14 protein-coding genes are annotated in these 21375 nt (G+C 70.9%); 7 read left to right on the forward strand and 7 right to left on the reverse strand.

The features are described from left to right. Positions 1-103 precede the first annotated feature (103 nt). The 5 genes from J421_RS18465 to J421_RS18485 all read right to left on the reverse strand — a co-directional run bounded on the left by J421_RS18465 (position 104) and on the right by J421_RS18485 (position 7290). Positions 104-1810, reverse strand: coding sequence for a M3 family oligoendopeptidase (locus tag J421_RS18465; protein WP_025412656.1), 1707 nt, complete (start codon positions 1808-1810; stop codon positions 104-106). A gap of 499 nt (positions 1811-2309) precedes the next feature. Continuing rightward, positions 2310-2741 carry a hypothetical protein gene (locus J421_RS18470; RefSeq protein WP_148306387.1) on the reverse strand — a complete coding sequence of 144 codons (432 nt, stop codon included), beginning with the start codon at positions 2739-2741 and terminating at the stop codon, positions 2310-2312. Between the two features lie 296 nt (positions 2742-3037). Continuing rightward, the gene (locus J421_RS18475) at positions 3038-3526 is read right to left on the reverse strand and encodes a YMGG-like glycine zipper-containing protein (protein ID WP_025412658.1); all 489 of its coding nucleotides are present in this window, start codon (positions 3524-3526) and stop codon (positions 3038-3040) included. A gap of 403 nt (positions 3527-3929) precedes the next feature. After that, on the reverse strand, positions 3930-4376 hold the full coding sequence (locus J421_RS18480) for a hypothetical protein (RefSeq protein ID WP_025412659.1): 447 nt from the start codon (positions 4374-4376) through the stop codon (positions 3930-3932). A 55-nt stretch (positions 4377-4431) separates the two neighbouring features. Continuing rightward, complete coding sequence (locus J421_RS18485; RefSeq protein WP_025412660.1) at positions 4432-7290, reverse strand: WD40/YVTN/BNR-like repeat-containing protein; 2859 nt, start codon at positions 7288-7290, stop codon at positions 4432-4434. Positions 7291-7512: 222 nt separating this feature from the next. Here J421_RS18485 and J421_RS18490 point away from each other — a divergent pair, with 222 nt between their 5' ends. The 5 genes from J421_RS18490 to J421_RS18510 all read left to right on the forward strand — a co-directional run bounded on the left by J421_RS18490 (position 7513) and on the right by J421_RS18510 (position 11708). Further along, the gene (locus tag J421_RS18490) at positions 7513-8364 is read left to right on the forward strand and encodes a serine hydrolase (protein WP_158508835.1); all 852 of its coding nucleotides are present in this window, start codon (positions 7513-7515) and stop codon (positions 8362-8364) included. Further along, positions 8357-8992, forward strand: a complete 636-nt coding sequence (locus J421_RS18495) for a hypothetical protein (protein WP_025412662.1) — start codon at positions 8357-8359, stop codon at positions 8990-8992. Before J421_RS18490 ends, J421_RS18495 begins: the two co-directional genes overlap by 8 nt. 12 nt (positions 8993-9004) lie before the next feature. Continuing rightward, positions 9005-10300 (forward strand): hypothetical protein, encoded by a 1296-nt coding sequence (locus J421_RS18500; protein ID WP_025412663.1) that lies wholly within the window; start codon positions 9005-9007, stop codon positions 10298-10300. Between the two features lie 173 nt (positions 10301-10473). Beyond that, positions 10474-10932: a hypothetical protein gene (locus J421_RS18505; RefSeq protein ID WP_025412664.1), complete on the forward strand. Its 459-nt coding sequence runs from the start codon at positions 10474-10476 to the stop codon at positions 10930-10932. Between the two features lie 29 nt (positions 10933-10961). Continuing rightward, positions 10962-11708, forward strand: coding sequence for a hypothetical protein (locus J421_RS18510; protein ID WP_025412665.1), 747 nt, complete (start codon positions 10962-10964; stop codon positions 11706-11708). 10 nt (positions 11709-11718) lie between these two features. On the opposite strand, the gene J421_RS18515 is transcribed toward J421_RS18510, so the two are convergent. Together J421_RS18515 and J421_RS18520 are read right to left on the reverse strand one after the other, a co-directional pair. Then, positions 11719-14085 carry a TonB-dependent receptor gene (locus J421_RS18515; RefSeq protein WP_025412666.1) on the reverse strand — a complete coding sequence of 789 codons (2367 nt, stop codon included), beginning with the start codon at positions 14083-14085 and terminating at the stop codon, positions 11719-11721. A gap of 143 nt (positions 14086-14228) precedes the next feature. Continuing rightward, the gene (locus tag J421_RS18520) at positions 14229-15806 is read right to left on the reverse strand and encodes a sigma-54 interaction domain-containing protein (RefSeq protein ID WP_025412667.1); all 1578 of its coding nucleotides are present in this window, start codon (positions 15804-15806) and stop codon (positions 14229-14231) included. A 299-nt stretch (positions 15807-16105) separates the two neighbouring features. Between J421_RS18520 and J421_RS18525 the strand changes: the two genes are divergently transcribed. Together J421_RS18525 and J421_RS18530 are read left to right on the forward strand one after the other, a co-directional pair. Next, a complete protein-coding gene (locus J421_RS18525; RefSeq protein ID WP_025412668.1) occupies positions 16106-19420 on the forward strand; it encodes a SusC/RagA family TonB-linked outer membrane protein in 3315 nt (1104 codons plus the stop codon). Between the two features lie 12 nt (positions 19421-19432). Continuing rightward, positions 19433-21244 carry a RagB/SusD family nutrient uptake outer membrane protein gene (locus J421_RS18530; protein WP_025412669.1) on the forward strand — a complete coding sequence of 604 codons (1812 nt, stop codon included), beginning with the start codon at positions 19433-19435 and terminating at the stop codon, positions 21242-21244. Positions 21245-21375 lie beyond the last annotated feature (131 nt).

The following is a 21375-nucleotide window of genomic DNA, read 5'->3' on the forward strand; positions in this document are numbered from 1 at the left end:
ATCCCATGTGAAAGCGCGCCCCGATCCTCGGGGGCGCATGGGAACACAAGCGGGGCCGGGCGTCCGTGGCAAGCGGCGCAGACCCGGCCCCGACGACCCTCGTTCAGCGCGCGATCGCGGCCTCGCGCATCCGGTCGATCTCCTCCTCCACGAGCGCCACCAGCTCGCCCATGCCCTCGGCGTCGAACACGAGCCGCGCCCCGGCGGCCTCGTAGATCTCTGGCAGCGAGCGCGTGCCGCCGAGCGCCAGCGCCCCGCGGTAGCGCCGCACCGCCTCGGCGTGGTCCGTTAGGCTGCGGCGCCACACCTGCAGCGCGCCGAGCTGCGCGATGCCGTACTCGATGTAGTAGAACGGGATCTCGAAGATGTGGAGCTGGCGGTACCACCGCGCGATGCGCTCCGGCTCCAGCCCCGTCCAGTCGGCCTCGCGGTCGAACCGCTGCCGGATCTCGAGCCATGCCGCGTCGCGCGCCGCGGCATCGCCCCCGCGGCCGCTCGTGTAGATCCAGCTCTGGAACGCGTCCACGCTCGCGATGTGGGCGAGGCTCTCCAGCACGTCGACGAGGTGCTCGATCCGCGCGGCGCGCGCGTCGTCGTCGTCGTAGAAGCCCACCGGGCGCGCGAGCGACGGCGCGGCCAGCAGCTCCATCGACATCGAGGCCAGCTCCGCCGCCTCGTGCCCCGTGGTGCGCTGCCACACGAGCGGCAGCCGCGTCATCGCGAAGTCGTGGAAGCAGTGCCCGGCTTCGTGCACGAGCGTCGAGACGTCGTCCGGCACGCCGACGGCGTTCATGAAGATGAACGGCCGGCCGCGCACGTGCAGGTTCGTGCAGTAGCCGCCCGGCGCCTTCCCCGGCCGGCTCTCGAGGTCGAGCAGCCGCTCGTCGGCGAGGATGTCGAACTGCGCGCCCAGCTCGGGATCGACCTGATGGAACACGCGCCGCGCGCCGCCCACGAAGTCGTCGACGGTGTCGAACGGCTTCAGCGGCGCGCCGCCACGCTCGACGTCCACCTGGAGATCCCACGGACGCAGCACGTCCACGCCGAGCCGCGACTTGCGGTACGCGGACAGGCGCTCGAGCGCGGGCACGACCGTCCGCTCGACCGCGTCGTGGAAGCGCCGACAGTCGGCGGGCGTGTAGTCGAAGCGGTGCTTCGCCGCGAAGCAGAAATCCTCGTAGTTCCCGAAGCCGGCATTCTCCGCGACGCGCGTGCGCAGCGCGTACATGCGGTCGAACAGGTCGGCCAGCTCGTCGCGCTTCTCGAGGTACGCGCCGGCACCCAGCCGGAACGCGCGCTCGCGCACCGCGCGGTCGGGGCTCTTCAGGAACGGCTGCAGCTGGGGGATGGTCTTGCGCTGCCCGTCCCACTCGGCCGAGAGCCCGCCGGTGATCTTCTGGTACGCGGCGGACAGCTCCTCCAGCTCCGAGAACAGCGGCACGTTCGCCTCGCGGAAGATCTCGGCGTCGGTGCGGAAGCGACGCACGGTCGTCGCGAGGTCGGGCGGCGCGTAGCCGACGTCCAGCAGCCGCTTCGCGAGCCGCACCTGCTGCTCATCGACGAGCGGGAAGATCTGCATCGAGAAGCGGAGGTGCGCCGCTTCCTTCGCGGGATCGGCCGTGTCGCCGGTGTACGCGATCATCGCGACGGTGCCCGCCTCGCTCAACAGCTCCTCGAGACGCGACCACGTCGCGAGCCATTCGGCGACCGTCGTCTCGTCGAGTGGGGCCGCGGCGAGGGCCTCGAAGTACGGCGCGATGTCGCTCCAGGTCGCATCGGCGAACGCCGCCGGAGAATCGGGTAGGTTCATGGGGGTAAGATAGCGCGGGACGAAGCCCAATCGGCCTAACCGATCCCCGAAACGGAAGCCCCCGGCGCGATCGCTCGCGTCGGGGGCTTCTTCGCGCTGGCGTCTGACGTCCGGCGGTGGTTCGAACCCGCCGCGCTCACGTTCGACATCGCCGCTCTTTGCCGCGCTGCACCGGAGGTGCGCGCCTCACGTACGAGGCGATCTCGCTCATGACCGCTGCGACCCGTTCGTCCGACTTCCCGTCCGCCGTGCGGTTACGGCGACCGAGTGTACCGGATTGCTCCGGCCCCTGCGACTGCGGCCAGCGACCTCGCAGCCCCCCCGGTGAGTTCGAACGCTCACCAGGACGCCTAGCGACGGCGTCCCGTCGATCGGCCGGGCATCGAAGCAGTGACCGCGACTCCGTTGCCCGACGCGATTATTCAATGCGAGTCGTTCACCGTCAACGGAGAAGATCCGCCGAAACCGACGGCCTCGACGAGCTCCGCGCGCGACGTCGTCAGAGGTCGTCCGCGTGCGCGACGCGACGCCGGCCCATGCCGCACGAGACGGTGCGGCAGCCGCGAAGCTCCGCCACGCGCTGGTCGTCCGGCAGCGCCTCGACGACCGCGACGCCGAGCGGCGTGATCGTGTACCAGCCGCTCCCGAGCGACTCCACGAGGCCGCGCGCCGCGGCGCGCCGCAGGATGTCGTGCGCGTTGCGCAGCGTACCGGCGAGTCGCTCCTCGCGCCGCGGGAACAGGGCGCGGATGTCGGCGCCGCAGATCGCGTCGCGCCGCAGTCGCTGCTGCAGGAAGTACGCGATGCCGAGCGCGGCGTACGCCGGGCGCAGCTCGCACCCCTTCGCGCGCAGGAACTCCAGCACGTCGCGCCGATGCTCGACGTCGTACTTCGGGTGATAGGCGCGCGACAGCGGGCGGGCGGTGGACACGGTCGGCAAGAGCTCGGCGGCAGCGGAGGAAGCGCGCATCGCGGGATTCGGATCGGACGGTCGGCAGCGGCGGCGGGGGCGCATGGGCACGGGCCGTCGTGAGCGGTGGCCAGGCCACCGCCCGCGACGTGCACCCACACCCGAAACTGGAAGCGCCCCGGAGGGCACCCGATGAGCCTTGCAAGCTCGGGACCAATTGCTTGGGATCGCAAACAATGGTCGCTCGACCGTATGTGGGAACACGGGCGGGGGCGGCTGATCGACCGCCCCCGCCCCGTGCCGTGCATGACGGGCCGTCAGGGCACCGTCTTCTTCTTCTTGTCGACGTTGTTCCCGATGATGCCGCCGAGGATCGCGCCCGCCGCGCCGCCGATGACTCCACCCTTGATCTTGTCCCGACTGGTCGTCGCGCCGATGATCGCGCCCGCCGCGGCGCCGATCGCCGCGTCACGCTTCGTATGCTTCACCGTCTCGGTATGCGGGGCCGGCGCGCTGTACACCGGCGCCGACTCGGACGAGCCGCTGGACGAGCTGCCCGACGAGCTCCCCGACGAGCTGCTCGAGCGCGCGACCTCGCCGCCGCTCGACGAGCGGTGTCGCACGGTGCTGCGGCGCGTGCTGGAGGAGGACGTCGAGCGCGCCGGAGCCGCAGCGACCGCGGCCGGAGCGGCCGCCGCCGGTGCCGTCGCCGAGCCCATGCGCTCGAGCGCGGAAACCGTGTCTGCGTACGGGGCGGGCGGAAGCTGCGACGCGGTGGTGAGATCGCGGCTCAGCGAGCTGTCCACGAGCGCCGAGCGATCGTTGCCACGACTGCACGCCGCCGAGGCGAGCGCTGCCGCGAGAAGAGCCGTTCTACCGAGTCTATGCATCAGGTCGTCTCCTGTGTCGTGTGTTTGTGGCACTCCGACCAAAGGCAGCGCCCGTGCCATGCGAGCGCGTGCGCAGGAGCATTCGACAATTCCGTGTGCGATGAGTCACGCCGACGAGCCCGAGCGTGTGGGTATCCTCCGGCGGTACGGCTCAAGTCGCGGGGCGGATCGACCGATCCTCTCCCGTGAGATGTAGCGGTAGAAGCAGCAGCCGAACTCGAGGCTGCGGATGCCCCGGGGCACTCCGCGGCCCCCACGGCCGCGTCGGGGTGAGCCCACCCCGTCGCGGCCGTGCCACGTTCGGCAGCCGTGCGGGGGGCTAGCGCCGCGTCGTGAAGATCGGACGTCGGCAGATCGGGCACGGCCCCAGTCGGGGCGCGTCGCCGAGGCGGACGACCACCGGGCCACGCACCACCCGCTGGTGCTGCACGGTGTCGTCGACCGTCACCGTGACGGTGAGCACGGCACCCTCGAGCCGCCCGGCGAACCGCGCCGGCAGCGATGGGCCCACCGCGATCGGATAGGCCCGGAGCACGTAGCTCCCACCGACGTCGAAGCGCCCCGACGCGTCGAGCGGCACGCGCCCCGACAGGTCGCCGAACGTACAGGCGATGTGCAGGTGCGCCGCCGTGTCGCTCACGATGAACCCCGCGCTGTCGCCACCCCACGTGCCGAGCGGCAGGTCCGCGGGCGCGGCCGCGAACTCCGACGCGGCGGCGCGGCACGCGGCCGCGCCGACCGCGGCGAGGAGAACGATCCGTCTCACTGACCCGGGTATGGCTCGCACCTGCCGCCGTACCCGGGCGCCGGGCCTCCGGTCACTACTTCGCGTCGACGGAGCGCGGGTCGGGCTTCACCGTGAACGTCTGGGTGTACGAGCGCCCGCCGACCGTGAGCCGCGCCGTGAACGCGCCGAACAGCGGTGCGCCGCCCCGCCCGAAGCCGCCGCCGCCCCCACCGCCACCACCGCCACGGCCCACCGCGGCGGCGACGGGGTTCCACACCACGCGATGCATGCCCGCGGACGTGGCGAACGGCTCCGGCGCCGGCCGCCAGAGCGGCGACGTGTTCGGGATGCCGCCCGCGCCCCCGCGGCCGCCCGCGCCGGGCGTCGGCGGCACGTTCGTGCCGTACGCGCGCACGACGGATCCGGTGGAGTCCACGATCTCGAGCGTCACCGGAGCGGCGGCCGCTGCGCGGAGCCAGTAGTCGATCGCGACGCCGTTAGGCGGGTTCGCGGCCTGCGGCTCGTCCTTCTGCAGCGGCGTGCCGTTGTCGCTCGTCGCGACGTAGTTGATCGCGTCGCTCGGCTTGAACAGGAACGCATCGGCGGAGAGCAGCGCCGGATCGAACTGCCGCAGCGGCGCGATGTCGTCGATCACCCAGAAGCCGCGCCCGTGCGTCGCGACGATCAGGTCGTCCTCGTAGATCTCGAGGTCGCGCATCGACGTCGTGGGAAGGTTGAGCTGCAGCGGGAGCCACTGCTCGCCGTCGTCGAACGACACGAACAGCGCGCGCTCGGTGCCGCAGAACAGCAGCCCGCGACGTACCCGGTCCTCCTTCACGGTGTGCACCCAGCCCTCGGCGGGGAGGCCGTTCGTGATGCGCTGCCACGTCTTGCCGCCGTCGCGCGTGCGGTAGACGTACGGCGCGAAGTCCTGCAGCTGGTGACGGTCGACGCTCGCGTACGCGGTGCCGGCGTCGAAGTGCGACGCGTCGATCATCGTCACGCGACTCCACGCGCTGACGGCCTTCGGCGTCACGTCCTGCCACGTCGCACCGTCGTCGGAGGTGACGTGGATCCGCCCGTCGTCGGTGCCGGCCCAGACGAGCGGCGCGCGCAGCGGGGACGGCGCGATGGTGTACACGACGCCGCGCTTGCCGTTGCGGTCCACGTGCTTCGCCGCGGTCTCGTCGAGGTTCGGCGGCGGCGGACCCTCGGGACGGGTGAGATCGGGGCTGATGCGCGTCCACGACTTCGCGCCGTCGGTGGTCTTGAACACGAACTGGCTTCCGTAGTACAGCGCGTGCGGGTCCGCCTTCGAGAACACGAGCGGCTGCGTCCAGTCGGCGCGCATGGTCTCGTCGGCGCGCGGCGGCACGGTGCCGTTGATCGGCACGTTCTGCGCGAGATCGTAGCGACCGCCCATGCCGCCGAAGATGATGCCGGGGTGCAGCGGGTCGCCGGCGGTGTAGCCGCTCTCGCCGCCGGCGCCGATCGGCTCCCAGTCGCGCGTGGAGATCTCGGCGAACTTGCCGCGCGACCGCACGGCGACCGCGCCGCTGTCCTGCTGCGCGCCGGTGACCCAGTACGGGAAGCGGTAGTCGACCGACAGGTGGTAGAGCTGCGCGGTGGGCTGGTTCAGCCACGACGTCCACGTCACCTCGCGCGGATCGGCGGCGCGCGCCTGACGCGTGATGACGGCGCCCTGGTCGCTCGCCACGATCGCGGTGTTCGGATCGTCCGGCGACACCCAGAACTGGTGATAGTCGTCGCCGCCCGGCGAGCCGCGGAGCACCTGCCACGTGTGCCCACCGTCCATCGACCGGTTGACGGCGACGTTAGGCACGTAGACGGTGTCCGGATCTTTCGGGTCGACCGTCACCTTCTCGAAGTACCAGCCGCGTCCCCACAGCGCGGTGTCGCCGGAGAGCTTCGTCCACGTCGCGCCGGCGTCGTCGGAGCGGAAGAATCCGCCCTGGCCCGGCGGCTGCGGCGCGGCGCCCGGCGCGTTAGGCGCGGCGGGCGCCGACGCGTTCGGGTCGGGCACGAGGCAGTCGACGACCGCGTAGACGCGGCGCGGGTTCGTCGGCGACACGGCGATGCCGGTGCGGCCGATGCCCTGCGCCGGCAGCCCGTTCGTGAGCTGCGTCCACGTGCTGCCGCCATCGGTCGACTTGAAGATGCCGCCGCCCGGGCCGTTCGTCGGCGCGTACGTGTACCAGGGCGGGCGGCGCGTATTCCACAGCCCCGCGTAGACGACCCGGGAGTCGGTGGGGTCGATCACCACCTCCACCGCGCCGACGTCGGGGCCCTTGTAGAGCACCTTCTCCCACGTGCGGCCGCCGTCGCGCGTGCGGAAGACACCGCGCGTGGGATTCGCCGCGTAGAGGTGCCCGATGGCGGCGACGAACGCGACGTTCGGGTCGCGCGGGTCGATCGCGATCTTGCCGATGTGCTGCGTGTCGTCGAGGCCGAGGTGCGTCCACGTGCGGCCCGCGTCGGTCGACTTGTAGACGCCGTTGCCGTAGCCGGCCGAGTCGCGGAGCGTGGACTCGCCGGTGCCGACGTAGACGACGTCGGGCGCCGACGGCGCGACGGCGAGCGCGCCGATCGACGGGACGGGCTGATCGTCGAACACGGGGTCCCACGTGCGGCCGCCGTCGACGGTCTTCCAGACGCCGCCGTTGACGTGCCCGAAGTAGAACTCGTGCGGTCGCCCCGGCACTCCGCTCACGGCGTCGACGCGGCCGCCGCGGAACGGCCCGAGCATCCGCCACCGGAGCCCGCCGTAGAGCCGCGCGAGCTCCGCCGCGGTCGGGGGCGCGTCGGGCGCCGAGTGCGAGCCGAGCGCGCGGGTGACCCGCGGCCCGAGGAGCGAGAGCGCGGCACCGAGCTGGCCGGCGCGCAGCACGAAGTCGCGGCGGGAGACGCCGGGAAGGTCCGGGGGCGTGGTCATGGCCGTGGGGCGATCGTGGGACGACGAGCTGCGGGCGGCGACCTGGAGCGAGCGACTCTCAAGGTAGTGGCGCGCGCCTCATTCTTGCTCCGCCTCCCCCACCCCGCCCGCCGTCGCCCCGGTCCGACGGCGGGCACGGCCGCGCCCGCTGCCGGGCGCAACCTTTGCGAGACGATCGACCCGATGGGCTCCCACGTGCTCCCCCCCGCGTCCGTTCAGGCCGTGCGCTCCACCGAGCCGCTGCGCCAGAAGATCGAGGCGATCGAGGCGCGCTCGCGGCCGAAGGCGCTCGCCGTCGCGATGCGCGACCTCGGCACGGGGCTGACGTTCGACCACCACGCGGACCGGTGGTTCCACGCCGCGAGCACCATCAAGGTCGGCATCCTGCTCGGCGTGTACGGCGCGATCCACGAGGGGCGGCTCGTCGCGCAGTCGCGCGTACACGTGCGCAATCGCTTCAGCAGCGCGTGGGACGGGAGCCCGTTTCGCGTGGCGAGCGAGCGCGACGCGAACTCGGAGGTGCATCAGCACATCGGGTCGACGATGCGCGTGAGCGAGCTCGCGCTGCACATGATCGCGACGAGCAGCAATCTCGCGACCAACCTGCTGCTCGACCTCGTGGGGCTCGACACGGTGCAGCGCTGCCTGGAGTCGCTGCACATCCACGGCGTCGACGTGCGGCGCGGCGTGGAGGACGAGCGCGCGTTCGAGCATCACGTCAACAACCGCGTCACGGCCGACGGCCTCGCCGCGCTGCTGCGCGCGATCGCGGAGGAGCGCGCATTCTCGCCGGAGATCTCGCGGCAGATGGTGGACGTGCTGCACGCGCAGGAGTTCAAGAGCGGCATTCCGGCGCGGCTGCCGAAGGCCGTGCGCGTCGCCCACAAGACGGGAGAGATCTCGACGGTCGCGCACGACGCCGGGATCGTCTATCCGCCCGACTGTCCGCCGTACGTGCTCGTCGTGCTCACGGAGTGGGAGCCGGACGGCACGGGGCGCTCGGCGACGATCGCCGAGGTCTCGCGCGCGATCTACGAGTTCCTCCACGCCGACGGGGGGGCCGCGCGTGCCTGACACGTCGACGCGGTTCGCGCTGCGCGTCGTCGACGGGCGGCGGCTGGAAGCGCCGATGCGCGAGGCGCTGCATCCCGGCGGACTGTTGTGCGACCGCGAGGGGCGCGCGCGGAGGCTGCCGCGCTACTTCTATGAAGTGACGTCGTGGGCGGAGGCGCGCGAGACGCCGCTGTCGCCGCACTTCTATCTCTGGGAGTTCATTCACACCGACGTGCGCGAGGCGCCGGCACTGCTCGCGTTCCCGCGCTACGTGCCGTGCGCGCTGCCGCTGCTCGCCGCGGCGCTCGAGCAGTTCCGCGACGCGGTGGGCACGTACGTGCACATCTCCGCGAACGGCGGCTATCGCTCGCCGCGCCACGGGCTGACGTGCAACGCGTCGACGCACGCGTGGGGCACGGCGGTCAACATCTATCGCATCGGCGACACGTGGCTCGACACGCGCGAGGCGATCGAGCGGTACGCGAGCGTGGCGCGCGACACCATTCCCGGCGTGTACACGCGCCCCTACGGCCACGGCACGGAGGAGACGGACGACCATCTGCATCTCGACCTCGGCTACGTCGTGTCGGTGCCGCGCGACGTGCCGGGCGATACGTACAACCCGAAGCTCGACGACGATCCTCTGTAGCCCCGCAGGCCCATGGATGCCGTAGCCAAGAAGCAGCAGCGCCGCGAGCGCGCCACCGCGCGCCGGCAGCTCGGCCAGCGCGCCGCGATCGGACTGGAGGCCGAGTTCGCGGTGATGCTGGACGGCGAGCAGGTCAAGCCGGAAGACGTGTTCGGCAGCCCGCGCGCGATCGTGCGCGGCCCGTTGATGCACCGCGTCGGGCGCTCGTATCACCTGCCCACGGGTGGCGCCGTGTACTTCGACACCGGCGTGGTGGAGATCGCGACGCCGATGATCGAGCTCGCGCCGGGATGCGCCGCGCGCGCCGGCCGCTCGCTGTGGGAGAGCATCCGCTTCCTGCGCGAGGAGCTCGACGACTGGGAGCGGCGCGACGGCCGGTCGGTGCAGCTCGCCGGGTTCAGCGCGCACTACAACGTGTCGTTCGACGTGCCCGCGGAGGAGCAGCGCGCGGGCCGCACCGTGCACGACCTCGCGGTGCTGCTGACGTACCTGCTTCCCTTCCCCGTGATGCTGCTCGCGGCGAATCGCGAGAGCACGGGCATCGGCGTGCGACCGCGCGGCAACCGCATCGAGATCACCGCCGACTTCACGCCCGACCCCGCCCTCATGATCGCCGCCGCGACGCTGATCGTGGGCGTGGTGCGCGAGGTGATGACGTGGCCGAGCTACGAGCTGCGCGAGCTCGATGCGCGGGACGTTCCGGTGCCGGGCCAGTTCGCGCCGATCCCGCACAGCTCACGGAAAGGCTGGGTGGCGAAGTACACGTGCTTCCCGGCGAACCCGTTCCAGTCGGACGTCGACGTACCGCTGTGGGACACGCGCCGCGGCGAGCGACTGTCGCTGCGCGAGATCGCGGGACGCACGACGCGCTACTTCTCCCGCAGCATCCGGCAGTTCGCGGACCCCGTGTCGCTGCGACTGATCGGATCCGTGATGCGCGGCCGCGCGCCGTCGCTGCTGGAGCTCGCGGAGCGCCCCGCCGCGTACTGCGACGTCGGGCGGCTGTGCACGTGGGGCGACCTGTTCCCCGAGCACATGCTGCCGCGCTCGGAGTACGAGCAGGTGCTGCTGTACGCGGTGCAGCGGCAGCCGTTGTGGGTGGACGACGACTGGGCGGAGCCGACGGGCGTGCGCGGCTGGACGCAGGTCGTCTTCCGCCGGCGCGGCGACGGGAGCCGACGCGTGTACTCGCTCGACGACCTGCTCGCGTACCTGCGCGACTGGGGCACGGGACGCGGCGCGCGGGCCGGGCGCACGCGCCGGCGCACGGTGCCGTCGCGCGCGGCGGCGCGGCGCGCGGCGCGTTAGGCGGCGGCGACCCGCGGCATCCCCGGGGCGGACGGTCGGCGGTCGGTGAAGCGTCGACCGGTCTTGCCAGGATCGCGCGGCGATCGAAATATGGACGTGCAGCATCTCCGTCGCGTCGCCCCGGACGGCGCGGTCCAACGAGAGGACGTCACCGTCCCGCGCACCGCGCGCCCATGGCCGCCGTCAAGATCGGTCGACCCGCCCTCATCGGGCTGGCGCTCCTCGCCTTCGGGTGGAGCCTCACCGCGCTCAAGGTCGTGCCGCAGGGCGTGCTGCTCGTCCTGCCGCTCGTCGCGCTGGCGATCGACCGGCTGGCGGACGGCGACGCGCGTCGCGTGGCGTTCGTGCTCACCACCTCCGCCGTCGCGCTGGGCGGCTACCTGTTCGCGGCCTCCACGCTGGCGGCCGCCGCCGACGGCTGGCTCTTTCCCACGGCTCACCGCGCCATGCCCGTGGGGCCGCTGCTGCTCGGCGCGGCGGTGGGGCTCGCGCTGTTCGCGCTCACGTATTTCGTCGCGCTGAAGCCGGCCGCGCGCGACGCGCCGGCGCGGCGCTTCTGGCTCGTCGCGATCCTCGTCACCGGGCTCGTCGCGTGGGCGATCGACCGCCTCCCGGCCCTCGCGAATCGTTAGGCCCACGTCCTCTGCTCCGGAGCGACCGCATGAAGACCGCACAACAGTGGGTGGCGGACCTGGGCACGAGCAAGGCCCAGGCGTTCCCGAACATCAAGCGCGCCGACGTCGTGAACGGCTTGAACGACCGCCTCGCGAAGCCGAGCCTGATCAACCAGTCCAACACGAGCCTCTGCGGCGCGGCGTCGCTGATGTACACGTTGGCGCGGCTGAAGCCGGAGGTCTACGCGCAATACGTGACGGAGCTCTACACGACGGGGGAGGCCAAGCTCGGCACGCACTCCGTGAAGCCGGGCCCCGACTGCAAGCGGTACGCGGCGACCACGACGAGCGGGATTCACCCAGCGGACTGGGTGGCCCTGGCCAGCCTGCGCGACTCGGAGAACGACACCTTCAAGTACGACAGCCCGAGCGCGGAGGTCGGCGGCATCACGATGCCGGGAGATCTGCTGGACTGGTTCAAATACGCAGGGTTCAGCAAGGACTCGAACGTCACCAACCTCGTGTGGACGAAGGACGAGTCGGATCTGAAGACCGCGGGCTCGAAGTTCAGCCTGAGCCAGACCGTCTGCCTGTTCATCAACGCGAACCTGCTGCAGCACCCCGACAACGGCTCCACGTTCCCCGACCACTGGGTGGTGCTCGAGTCGCCGGTGAGCATCACGAAGGGCAACGTGGACCTCACCGTCTACACCTGGGGCGGCACGCAACAGGTCAGTCTGCCGGTGAGCAAGTTCTGCACGAACTTCTACGGCTTCATCGCCTGCTCGCCGTGACGCACGCCGCCTAACGGAGCAGCGCGAACGGGGCCGCGACGCGCACGCTCACGTTGCGGCCCATGCCGAGCGTGAACCCCTTCTGCGTGTCGAGGAAGTCGCGATACGGAAGGTCGGTGAGGTTCTGCGCCTCGACGGAGACATCGAGCGGCTGCGCGCGCAGCGTGAGCCGGCCGCCCAGCCCGGCGTCGAACGTCTCGTACGACGGCGTCGAGCCGAGCCCCGGGCCAGTCGGCGCGAAGTCGGCGTCGGAGAAGGGCTCGGTCCTGCCCGCGACCCGCTTGTGGCGCACGTACCGGGTGCCGAGCCTCACGTACGGCGCCTGCAGCCGGCCGAGGCGCGTCGGAGCCCAGCGCACCGAGCCGCGCAGGTTGTCGGCGGGCATGAGCGGCAGCTGCTCGCCGGTGGTCTCGTTGCGCGTGCGGATAGCGGAGTAGCTCCCCTCCACGAACAGATGCGTCGCGACCTCGGACTCGGCGGCGATCTCCACGCCGCGGAGCGTGGCGTCGGTCTGCGACAGCGCGAACACGGAGCGCGTCTGCGTGGCGACCTGCCGCGTGCGTCCGGTGTTCAGCATGAAGACGTAATCGCGCACGCGGTTGCGGTACGCGGCAACGCTGCCGCTCACGCGCGGCGCGTCGAAGCGCAGCGCCGTCTCGGTGCTGAGCGAGCGCTCCGGGCGCAGCATCGGGTTCCCCTCCAGCCAGCCGAACGCCGGGCGGTTCTCGTCGGTGTAGAGATCCTGGATCGACGGCGCGCGGAACCCGCTGCCGACGCTGCTCGTCCACGTGAGCGCCTCGGAGAGCCGCACGCCGAGGCCGAACGAGCCCGTGGCGACGTCGAACGTGCGATGCAGCGCCGCCGCCCGTTGATCCGCCGGGAGCTCGCCGACGAGCGAGCCGAGGTCGGCGCGCTGGTCGCGCTGGTCGTACCGCGCGCCGCCGGAGAGCGTGAACCGGCCGCGCCGGTACTCCTCGAGCACGAACGCCGCGGCGTCGCGAACGTCGGACGATGGCTCGATGGCAGAACGGCGCGTCGTGCCGAGCTGATACTGGTACTCGATGCCGAGCTTCCCGGTGAACGCGCGCAGCGGCGCGTGCTCCAGCTCCACGCGCGACGTGTAGACCTGCTTGCCGAGGTCCTGGTCCCAGCCGTCGGTCGCGCGCGCGTCCTCGTAGCGCAGCGCGGCGGTGGCCGCGCGCTGAATGCGTAAGCTCTGGTAGGTGACGTTCGGCTTCAGCACCCATGGACCGCGCACGAGCGTGCCCCGCATCCGCAGCTCGTGGTTCTGGTTCCGCACGCCGGTCGGCCGGCCGTTCGCGTTCAGGAAGTTGTTGTAGCCGACGAAGCCGTCGTACATCGCCTGCACCTGTCCCCACGCGCCGGCGGTGCCGAGCTGCCCGTAGGACGCGACCTGGTCGTAGTTCGTGTGGGCGAGGCGCCCAGCGAACACCGGCGCGTGCGGCAGGCGGCTCACGCCGAACGGCGTCGCATCGGGCGTGGCCATGTCGCCGGCGGTACGGCGGTTGACACCGACGCGCAGACCCACGCCGCTGCGCAGCGCGCTCGCGAGCTCGCCGTTCGCGTAGCGCTCGTGGTTGTTCGAGCCGTACTGCGTCTCGACGAGCGCGCTCACCGTCGCGCCATCACGCTCGGCGCGCGGCAGCGACTTCGGGAGGATGTTCACGGCGCCGCCCATCGCGCTCGAGCCATACAGCACGCTCGCCGGCCCGCGGATGACCTCGACGCGGTCGGCGGATCCGAGCGAGATGGGCGGCGTCCACCGACTCGTGCCCGCGAACGACTCGACGCCGACGCCGTCGCGCACGAGGCGGATCTGTCCCTGCGACATACCGCGCAGCACGGGGTTCCCGGCCATCGCGCCCGTGGAGATGCTCGACACGCCGGGGATGCGCTCCAGCGTTCGGCCTAACGACGCCGTGGCGAACGTCTTCAGCTTCTCCGGCGCGAGCGCGGCGACGTCGAGCGGCGTGGCGCGATCGGCGGTGGTCGCCGTGCCGGAGACGACCATCGACGCCAGCTGCACGGTCGCCGGCGCGAGCGTGAGGTCGAGCCGCACCGGCACGCCGCCGTGCACGACGATCCGCCGCGTCACCGAGCGGTAGCCGAGCGCGCGCACGTGCACGGCGAGCGTCGACGCCGGCAGGTTGCGGAGCATGAAGCTGCCGTCGCGATCGGTCGCGACGTCGCGGTCGAGCGTGGGGAGCGAGATCGTCGCGCCGCCGATGGGCGACCCCGCGCCATCGCGCACGGTGCCGGCGAGCATGCCGGGCGTCTGGGCGCCTGCCATGGCGGGAGCCGCGAGGACGACGACGGCGACGGACGCGACGGCGAGATGGACGCGGCGAGGGGACATGGCGGGGACGGAGGGGATGGGGTGCAGCGCCGACCCACCCCCAAGGCACGCCGCGTACCGGACGCGCTCGTCGTGCTAAGCCGCTGCGAGCGCTCGACTTGCGCCAGTAGCACCGAGCCGCATCCGCGACGATCCGTCAAATTTCACGGGCGCTCCCCGTGATATGTGCTGGCGTCACGGAACCGCGACCAGTCGATGCCGAGCTTTCGCATCCGCGCGCGGAGCGTATGCGGGTTGATGCCGAGCAGCATCGCCGCACCGTCCTTCCCCTCGATGCGGCCGCCCGTCGCGCGCAGCGCCGAGACGACGTGGCGGCGGATCGCCTCGTCGAGCGGCGCGATGTCCTCAGGCACCGGCAGGGCGGCCCCGCGCTCGCGCGTGCCCGTGCCGTCCGCGCGGCCGAGCGCGAGATCGATGCGCAGACGACGGCCGTCGCCGAGGATCGCGGCCCGCTCGACGACCGCCGCGAGCTCGCGCACGTTCCCCGGCCAGTCGTAGCGGGCGAGCAGCGCGACGTCCTCCGGCGCGAGCGCGAGCGGCGCTCCGCCGAGTCGCACGCCGGCGCGGGCCGCGAAGTGCGACGCGAGCGCCGCGACGTCCTGCGGGCGCGCGCGCAGCGGGGGGATGTCGATCGGGAAGACGCTGATGCGGTACCAGAGATCCTCGCGGAACGAGCCGCGGCGGACCATGTCGGCGAGGTCGCGGTGCGTCGCGGCGACGATGCGCACGTCGACGTTCAGCGAGCGCTGGCCGCCGACCCGCTCGAACGTGCCGTCCTGCAGGATGCGCAGCAGCCGCACCTGCGCATCGAGCGGCAGCTCGGCCACCTCGTCGAGGAACAGCGTGCCGCCGTCGGCGCGCTCGAACCACCCCTTGCGCGCGCTCACCGCGCCGGTGAACGAGCCGCGCTCGTGGCCGAACAGCTCCGAGTCGAGCAGCCCCGCCGGCAGCGCGCCGCAGTTCACGCGCACGATCGGTCCGCTCGCGCGGCGCGAGCGCTGGTGGATCGCGCGCGCGACCACTTCCTTGCCCGACCCGGTCTCGCCGAACAGCAGCACCGGCGCATCGGTCGGCGCCACCTGGTCGACGCGCGCGATGACGTGCCGCAGCCCCGAGTCGGCGCCGACGATGCTGTCGACGACGGCGACGCGGTCGAGCCGCTGCAGCAGCGCCGCGCGGTCGGCCTCGAGCGCCTCGCGCAGGCGCGCGAACTCCTGCAGCCGCAGGTCGCCGGCGAGCGCGGTGCCTAACGGTGCCGCCATCGCGGCGGCGAGCGCCGCGGCGGCGTCGTCGAACCGGCCGCGGGCGCGCGACGCGAGCGCGAACACACCGGTCGGCCCGTCGCCGTCGCCCAACGGGGCGGCGAGGCACTCGGCCGCGTCGCCGACGGGACCCAGCAGCCGCGCACGACGATCCGCCGTTCCGTCGAGCACCGCGGGCGTCGGCTGCCGCGCCCACGCGCCGAGCGTCACGAGATCGTCCGGCGACAGCTCGCTCGTGACCAGCGGCCACGGCGCGGCGGCAGGGCGCAGCGCGGCCGCGGCGACGGTCGTGAGGCGTCCGCGGTCGCGATCGAGATGGCGGACGACGAGCTGCTCGGCCCTCACGGTCGACGCGAGCAGCTCGGCGATGCGCGGGAGCGTGACGGCGAGCGGCTCGTGCCGCGCGGCCTCGCGCCACGCCGCGGTGAGGATCGTGGAGGTTCGGTCGGGCTCGGGCATCGTGGCGGGGTGCGGGAGCCGGGCGGCTCGGGCGAATATCGCTCGCGCGCGACGTTCGCGTGACCCCCGCATCCGCCTGCTACCGCGGCGGCACGTCGGGGTGAGCAAAGCGCTCGCTCTAGCGGACGCTCGCCGTTAGGCAACCCGGCGTGACACGAGTCGCACGCGCCCGGGCTGGCGCGACGCCGCACACGCATGGATTTTGGCGCGTCTCGCGTTCGTACGAACGTCGTATCAAGAAAGGGGGGACCCCCCTTCTCGTCCCGCCTCCGACGTCACCCCCCACCCGGAGCATCCCCATGCGCTGGTCGTCCCTGTCCGTGCTCTCGCCCGCCCTCATCCTGTGCACGGCCGCACCCGGTGAGGCGCAGCAACGCGAGCCGACGATCGCCGCCGCGTACCGCACGACCGGCGGTCGTCACACAGAGCTGAAACGACAGGTCGAGACGGGCACAGTGAGCGGGGTCGTCACCGACTCCGCGACCGGCGCGCCGGTGAGCGGCGCGCAGGTCGGCATCACCGGCACCGCGCTCGGCACCACCACCGGCACGACCGGGCGGTTCACCATCGCGAACGTGCCCGTCGGGACCCACACGGTGCAGGTGAGGATGATCGGCTTCGGGGTGCTGGAGCGCACCGTCACGGTCGCCGACGGCCAGGTGGCGACGGTGAACTTCCAGATCTCGCGCACGGCGGTGGTGCTGCACGAGATCGTGACCGTCGGCTACGGCACGCAGCGGCGCGCGAACGTCACCGGCGCGGTGGACCAGGTCGGGAGCGAGGCGCTCGAGAACCGTCCGATGGCGAACCTCACGCAGGGACTGCAGGGCGTCATCCCGAACGTGAACATTCGCCTGCTCGACGGCCGCCCGACGCAGGCGCCACGCATCAACGTCCGCGGCACCACGTCCATCGGCCAGGGCGGCAACGCGCTCGTGCTGATCGACGGCGTCGAGGGCGACCCGAGCATGCTGAACCCGAACGACGTCGAGTCGATCTCGGTGCTGAAGGATGCCGCGGCCGCGGCGGTGTACGGCGCGCGCGGCGCGTTCGGCGTGCTGCTCATCACGACGAAGAAGCCGGCGCGCGACGGGTTCGCGATCACCTACGAGACGAACTACGGCATGCGCAAGCCGACGGTGCCCGCGGGCTACGTCACCGACGGCTACACGTACGCGAAGATGTTCAACGAGTCGTTCTTCAACTTCGAGGGAACGAACCCGCAGAACGTCAACAAGACGCAGAGCTTCTCGCAGCAGTACCTCGCGGAGTTCGAGAAGCGCTCGAAGGACCCGAACGCGAAGACCGTCGAGGTGGGCCCCGACGGACAGTACGTGTACTACGCGAGCACCGACTGGTACGGCCTGCTCTACAAGGACCAGACGCCGACGTCGGAGCAGAGCCTCTCGGTCTCGCGCAGCACGGACAAGGCGAGCTTCCTGATCTCCGGGCGCTACCTGAACCAGCCGGGTCTCTTCCGATACAGCTCCGACGACTATCGGCTGCTGAACATCCGCGCGACCGGCACGCTGCAGCTCTACTCGTGGCTGCAGATGAACAACAACCTGATGGCGTCGAACCGGAAGTACTTCAACCCGCTGAACATCGGCGAGGGCGGCGGCATCTGGCGCAACCTCGCGGACGAGGGACATCCGAGCGAGCCGATGCTGAACCCGGACGGCACGCTGACGTGGTCGGGCGCGTACACCGTCGGCGACTACTACTACGGCAAGAACGGGAGCGACTTCAACCGGAACCTGGTGCGCAACACCACGGGCCTAACGGCGACGCTCTTCGACAGCAAGTTCCGGATCAACGGCGACTTCTCGTTCCAGAACACCGACGACGCCGAGCGGCGTCGCCGCGTGGAGATCCCCTACTCGCGCTCGCCCGGCGTCATCGAGTACCTCGGCACGTCGACGAACGACCTCCGCAACCTGAACGACAACGGGCTCTACCTCGCCAGCAACCTCTATGGCGACTACCGCGGCACGTTCCGCGACAAGCACAACGTGAACGTGGTGCTCGGCACGAACTACGAGCAGTCGACGGCCGAGCGGCTGGACGTGACGCGCAATGGATTGATCTTCCCGGACGCCGAGAACATCAACCTCGCGCTCGGCCAGGCGATCACCACCGGCGGCAACTACGAGAAGTGGGCGATCCTCGGCGGGTTCTATCGCGTGAACTACAACTACGACGAGCGCTACCTCCTCGAGTTCGACGGCCGCTACGACGGCTCGTCGAAGTTCCCGTCCAACCAGCGCTACGCGTTCTTCCCATCGGTGTCGGCCGGCTGGCACCTGTCGAGCGAGCCGTTCTGGAAGGTGTCGAAGAACCTCGTCTCCGACCTCAAGTTCCGCGGCTCCTACGGCTCGATGGGCAACGGCAACATCGCCGCGTACACGTTCAACGAGCTGTTCAACATCACGAAGTCGGGGCGCATCCTGAACGGCATCCAGCCGCAGTACACCGGCGCGCCCGCGGTGCTGCCGGACGGGCTGACGTGGGAGACGGTGACGACGAAGAACGCCGGCCTCGATCTCGACATGCTCGCCGGCCGGCTGCAGTTCACCGGCGACGTGTACTCCCGTCTGACGACGGACATGTACACGATCGGCATGACGCTCCCCGCGACGTTCGGCGCCACGTCGCCGAAGGGGAACTACGCCGACATGAAGACGAACGGCTGGGAGGCGCAGCTCTCCTGGCAGGACCGCTTCGACCTCGCGTCGCGCCCGTTCGGCTACAACGTCCGCGTGTCGCTCTCCGACTACAGCTCGCGGATCCTGAAGTACAACAATCCGGACAAGTTCCTCACCGACTACTACGTCGGTCAGCAGGTCGGTGAGATCTGGGGCTACGTGAACGAGGGCTTCTTCAGCTCGGCCGAGCAGATCGCGTCGCACGCGGATCAGAGCCTGTTCCGGTCGCACTCGTCCGGGAAGTGGCAGGTCGGCGACATCATGCTGAAGGACCTGAACGGCGATGGGAAGATCACCCCGGGAAAGAACACGGCCGACGACGCGGGGGACCGGATCATCATCGGCAACACCACGCCGCGCTACCGCTTCGGCATCAACCTCGGCGCGAACTACCGCAACGTCTTCCTCAACGGCTTCTTCCAGGGCGTCGCGAAGCAGGACTGGTATCCGAGCCCCGAGTCGAACGCGTTCTGGGGACAGTACAATCGCCCGTACGGCTTCGTGCCGAAGTGGCAACTGAAGCCCGGGATGATCTGGACGCCGGACAACCCCGACGCGTTCCTCCCGCGCTACGCGTCGCGTCTGTCGAACAACGCCGCCGGCATCCTGCGCGCGCCGCAGTCGAAGTACGTGATGAACGCGGCGTACGTGCGGCTGAAGAACATCCAGCTCGGCTACGATCTCCCGCGGTCGCTCGCGTCGCGCATCGGCGCGCGCTCGACCCGCGTCTATCTCACCGGCGAGAACCTCTGGACGTACTCGCCGCTGTACAAGTACTCGGACAACATCGACGTGGAGAACGCGACGGCACCGTCGGACCAGTTCGCGAGCCCGGGCGGCAACTCGGGTGACGGCTACAACTACCCCATGCTGCGCAGCTTCAGCATCGGCGCGACCGTCACCTTCTGATTCGAGCGGACCATGACCAGACGATTCCTCTCTCTCCTGCTCGCGAGCGCGCTGGCCGTCGGGACCACCGGCTGCGACTCGCTCGAGCAGAACCCGGTCGCGACGTCGAGCAAGGACGCGGTGTTCGGCTCCGAGAACGGGCTCGCGCTGTATACGAACTCGCTGGACAACTGGATGCCGGACGCGAACAACATCATCCAGGCCGAATCGATGTCGGACTACGCGGCGCGCCGCGACGTGCCGCAGTTCGTGCGGCCGGGCGTGTACAACCCGCGCGTCACCGACCTCACGAGCTCCGGCCAGTACGAGGTGGTGGCGCTCGGCGGCGACGTGAACTGGCGCTGGAACACGCTGCGCAGCATCAACTACTTCCTCGCGAACAACGTCGACGCGAGCGTGCCGGAGCGGGTGCGGAACAACTACAACGGGATCGCCCGCTTCTTCCGCGCATGGTTCTACTTCGAGAAGGTGAAGCGCTACGGCGACGTGCCGTGGATCGACAAGCCGCTCGACGTCTCCGACCCGGCGCTGTACGGCCCGCGCGACTCGCGCACCGTCGTGATGGATCACGTGCTCGAGGACCTCGACTTCGCGATCGCGAACATCACCGCGCAGAACGAGGCGTCGCGCACGCTCATCACGAAGGACGTCGCGCTCGCGCTGAAGTCGCGCGTCGCGCTGTTCGAGGGGACGTTCCGGAAGTACCACCCGGAGTTCAACCTCCAGAGCAGCGCGGACAAGTTCCTGAACGAGTCGGCGAACGCGGCGAAGGTGCTGATCGACGGCAAGCGCTACAGCCTGTACACCGGCTCCGGCGTGACCGACTCGTACCGGCAGGTCTTCACCCGCGACGTGCCGATCGCGCAGGAAGTCATCCTCACGAACCTGCAGAGCACGTCGTTAGGCGTCCGGCATCAGGCGAACTGGATCTACACGAGCGCGACGACCGGCGTGCGATTCAGCTTCATCCGGCAGTTCATCAACACCTACCTGAACGCGGACGGCACGCCCTTCACCGACCGGGCGGGCTACCAGACGATGACGTTCCAGCAGGAGACGAAGGGACGCGACGCGCGGCTGAGCCAGACGATCCGCACGCCCGGGTACAAGCGGGTGCAGTCGGGCACGCAGGTCGCCGCACCGCCGGCGTTCACGTACACGTACACCGGCTACCACCCGATCAAGTTCAGCACCGACGATGCGTCGCAGGACGGCGGCCAGCTCAACACGAACGCCGTGCACATCTTCCGCTACGCCGAGGTGCTGCTGAACTACGCCGAGGCGAAGGCGGAGCTCGGGCAGCTCACCGCCGCGGACTGGGCGGCGACGGTGGGCGCGACGCGCGCGCGCGCCGGCATCACCGGCGGCCTGACGTCGCTGCCGACGACGGTGGATCCGTACCTGAAGTCCGTGTACTTCCCGGACATCTCGAACCCGGTGATCCTCGAGATCCGCCGCGAGCGCGGGATCGAGCTGGCGATGGAGGGGCTGCGCTTCTACGACATCGTGCGGTGGGCGCGCGGGCCGCTCATGGAGATGGAGTGGCGCGGCATCTACGTGCCGGCGGCGAACACGAACCTCGACCTCGACGAGAACGGCACGCCGGACGTCAACTTCTTCACGGTGAACCCCACGAACCGCGTCAACGGCGTGACGTACATCTCGGTGACGGGGAGCGACTTCAAGCTCGCGAACGGCACGTCGGGGGAGATCGTGTGGCGCAACGACATCCCGCGGAAGTGGGACCAGAAGCTGTATCTGTATCCGATCCCGGAGTCGGACCTGCTCACGAACCCGGCGCTGAAGCAGAACCCGGGCTGGTGACGCGAACCGCCTAAGGGTGTGAATGAGGCCCCGCCCGGCGGGGCCTCATTCATTTCGGGACCGATGAACGTCTTTCAGCGCGCGACGATCTTGCGACGCGCGGCAGGTGCCATAGGTTCGCGAGAACTGGC

Origin of the sequence: Gemmatirosa kalamazoonensis (assembly GCF_000522985.1) — a bacterium.
GTDB classification, from domain to species: domain Bacteria; phylum Gemmatimonadota; class Gemmatimonadetes; order Gemmatimonadales; family Gemmatimonadaceae; genus Gemmatirosa; species Gemmatirosa kalamazoonensis.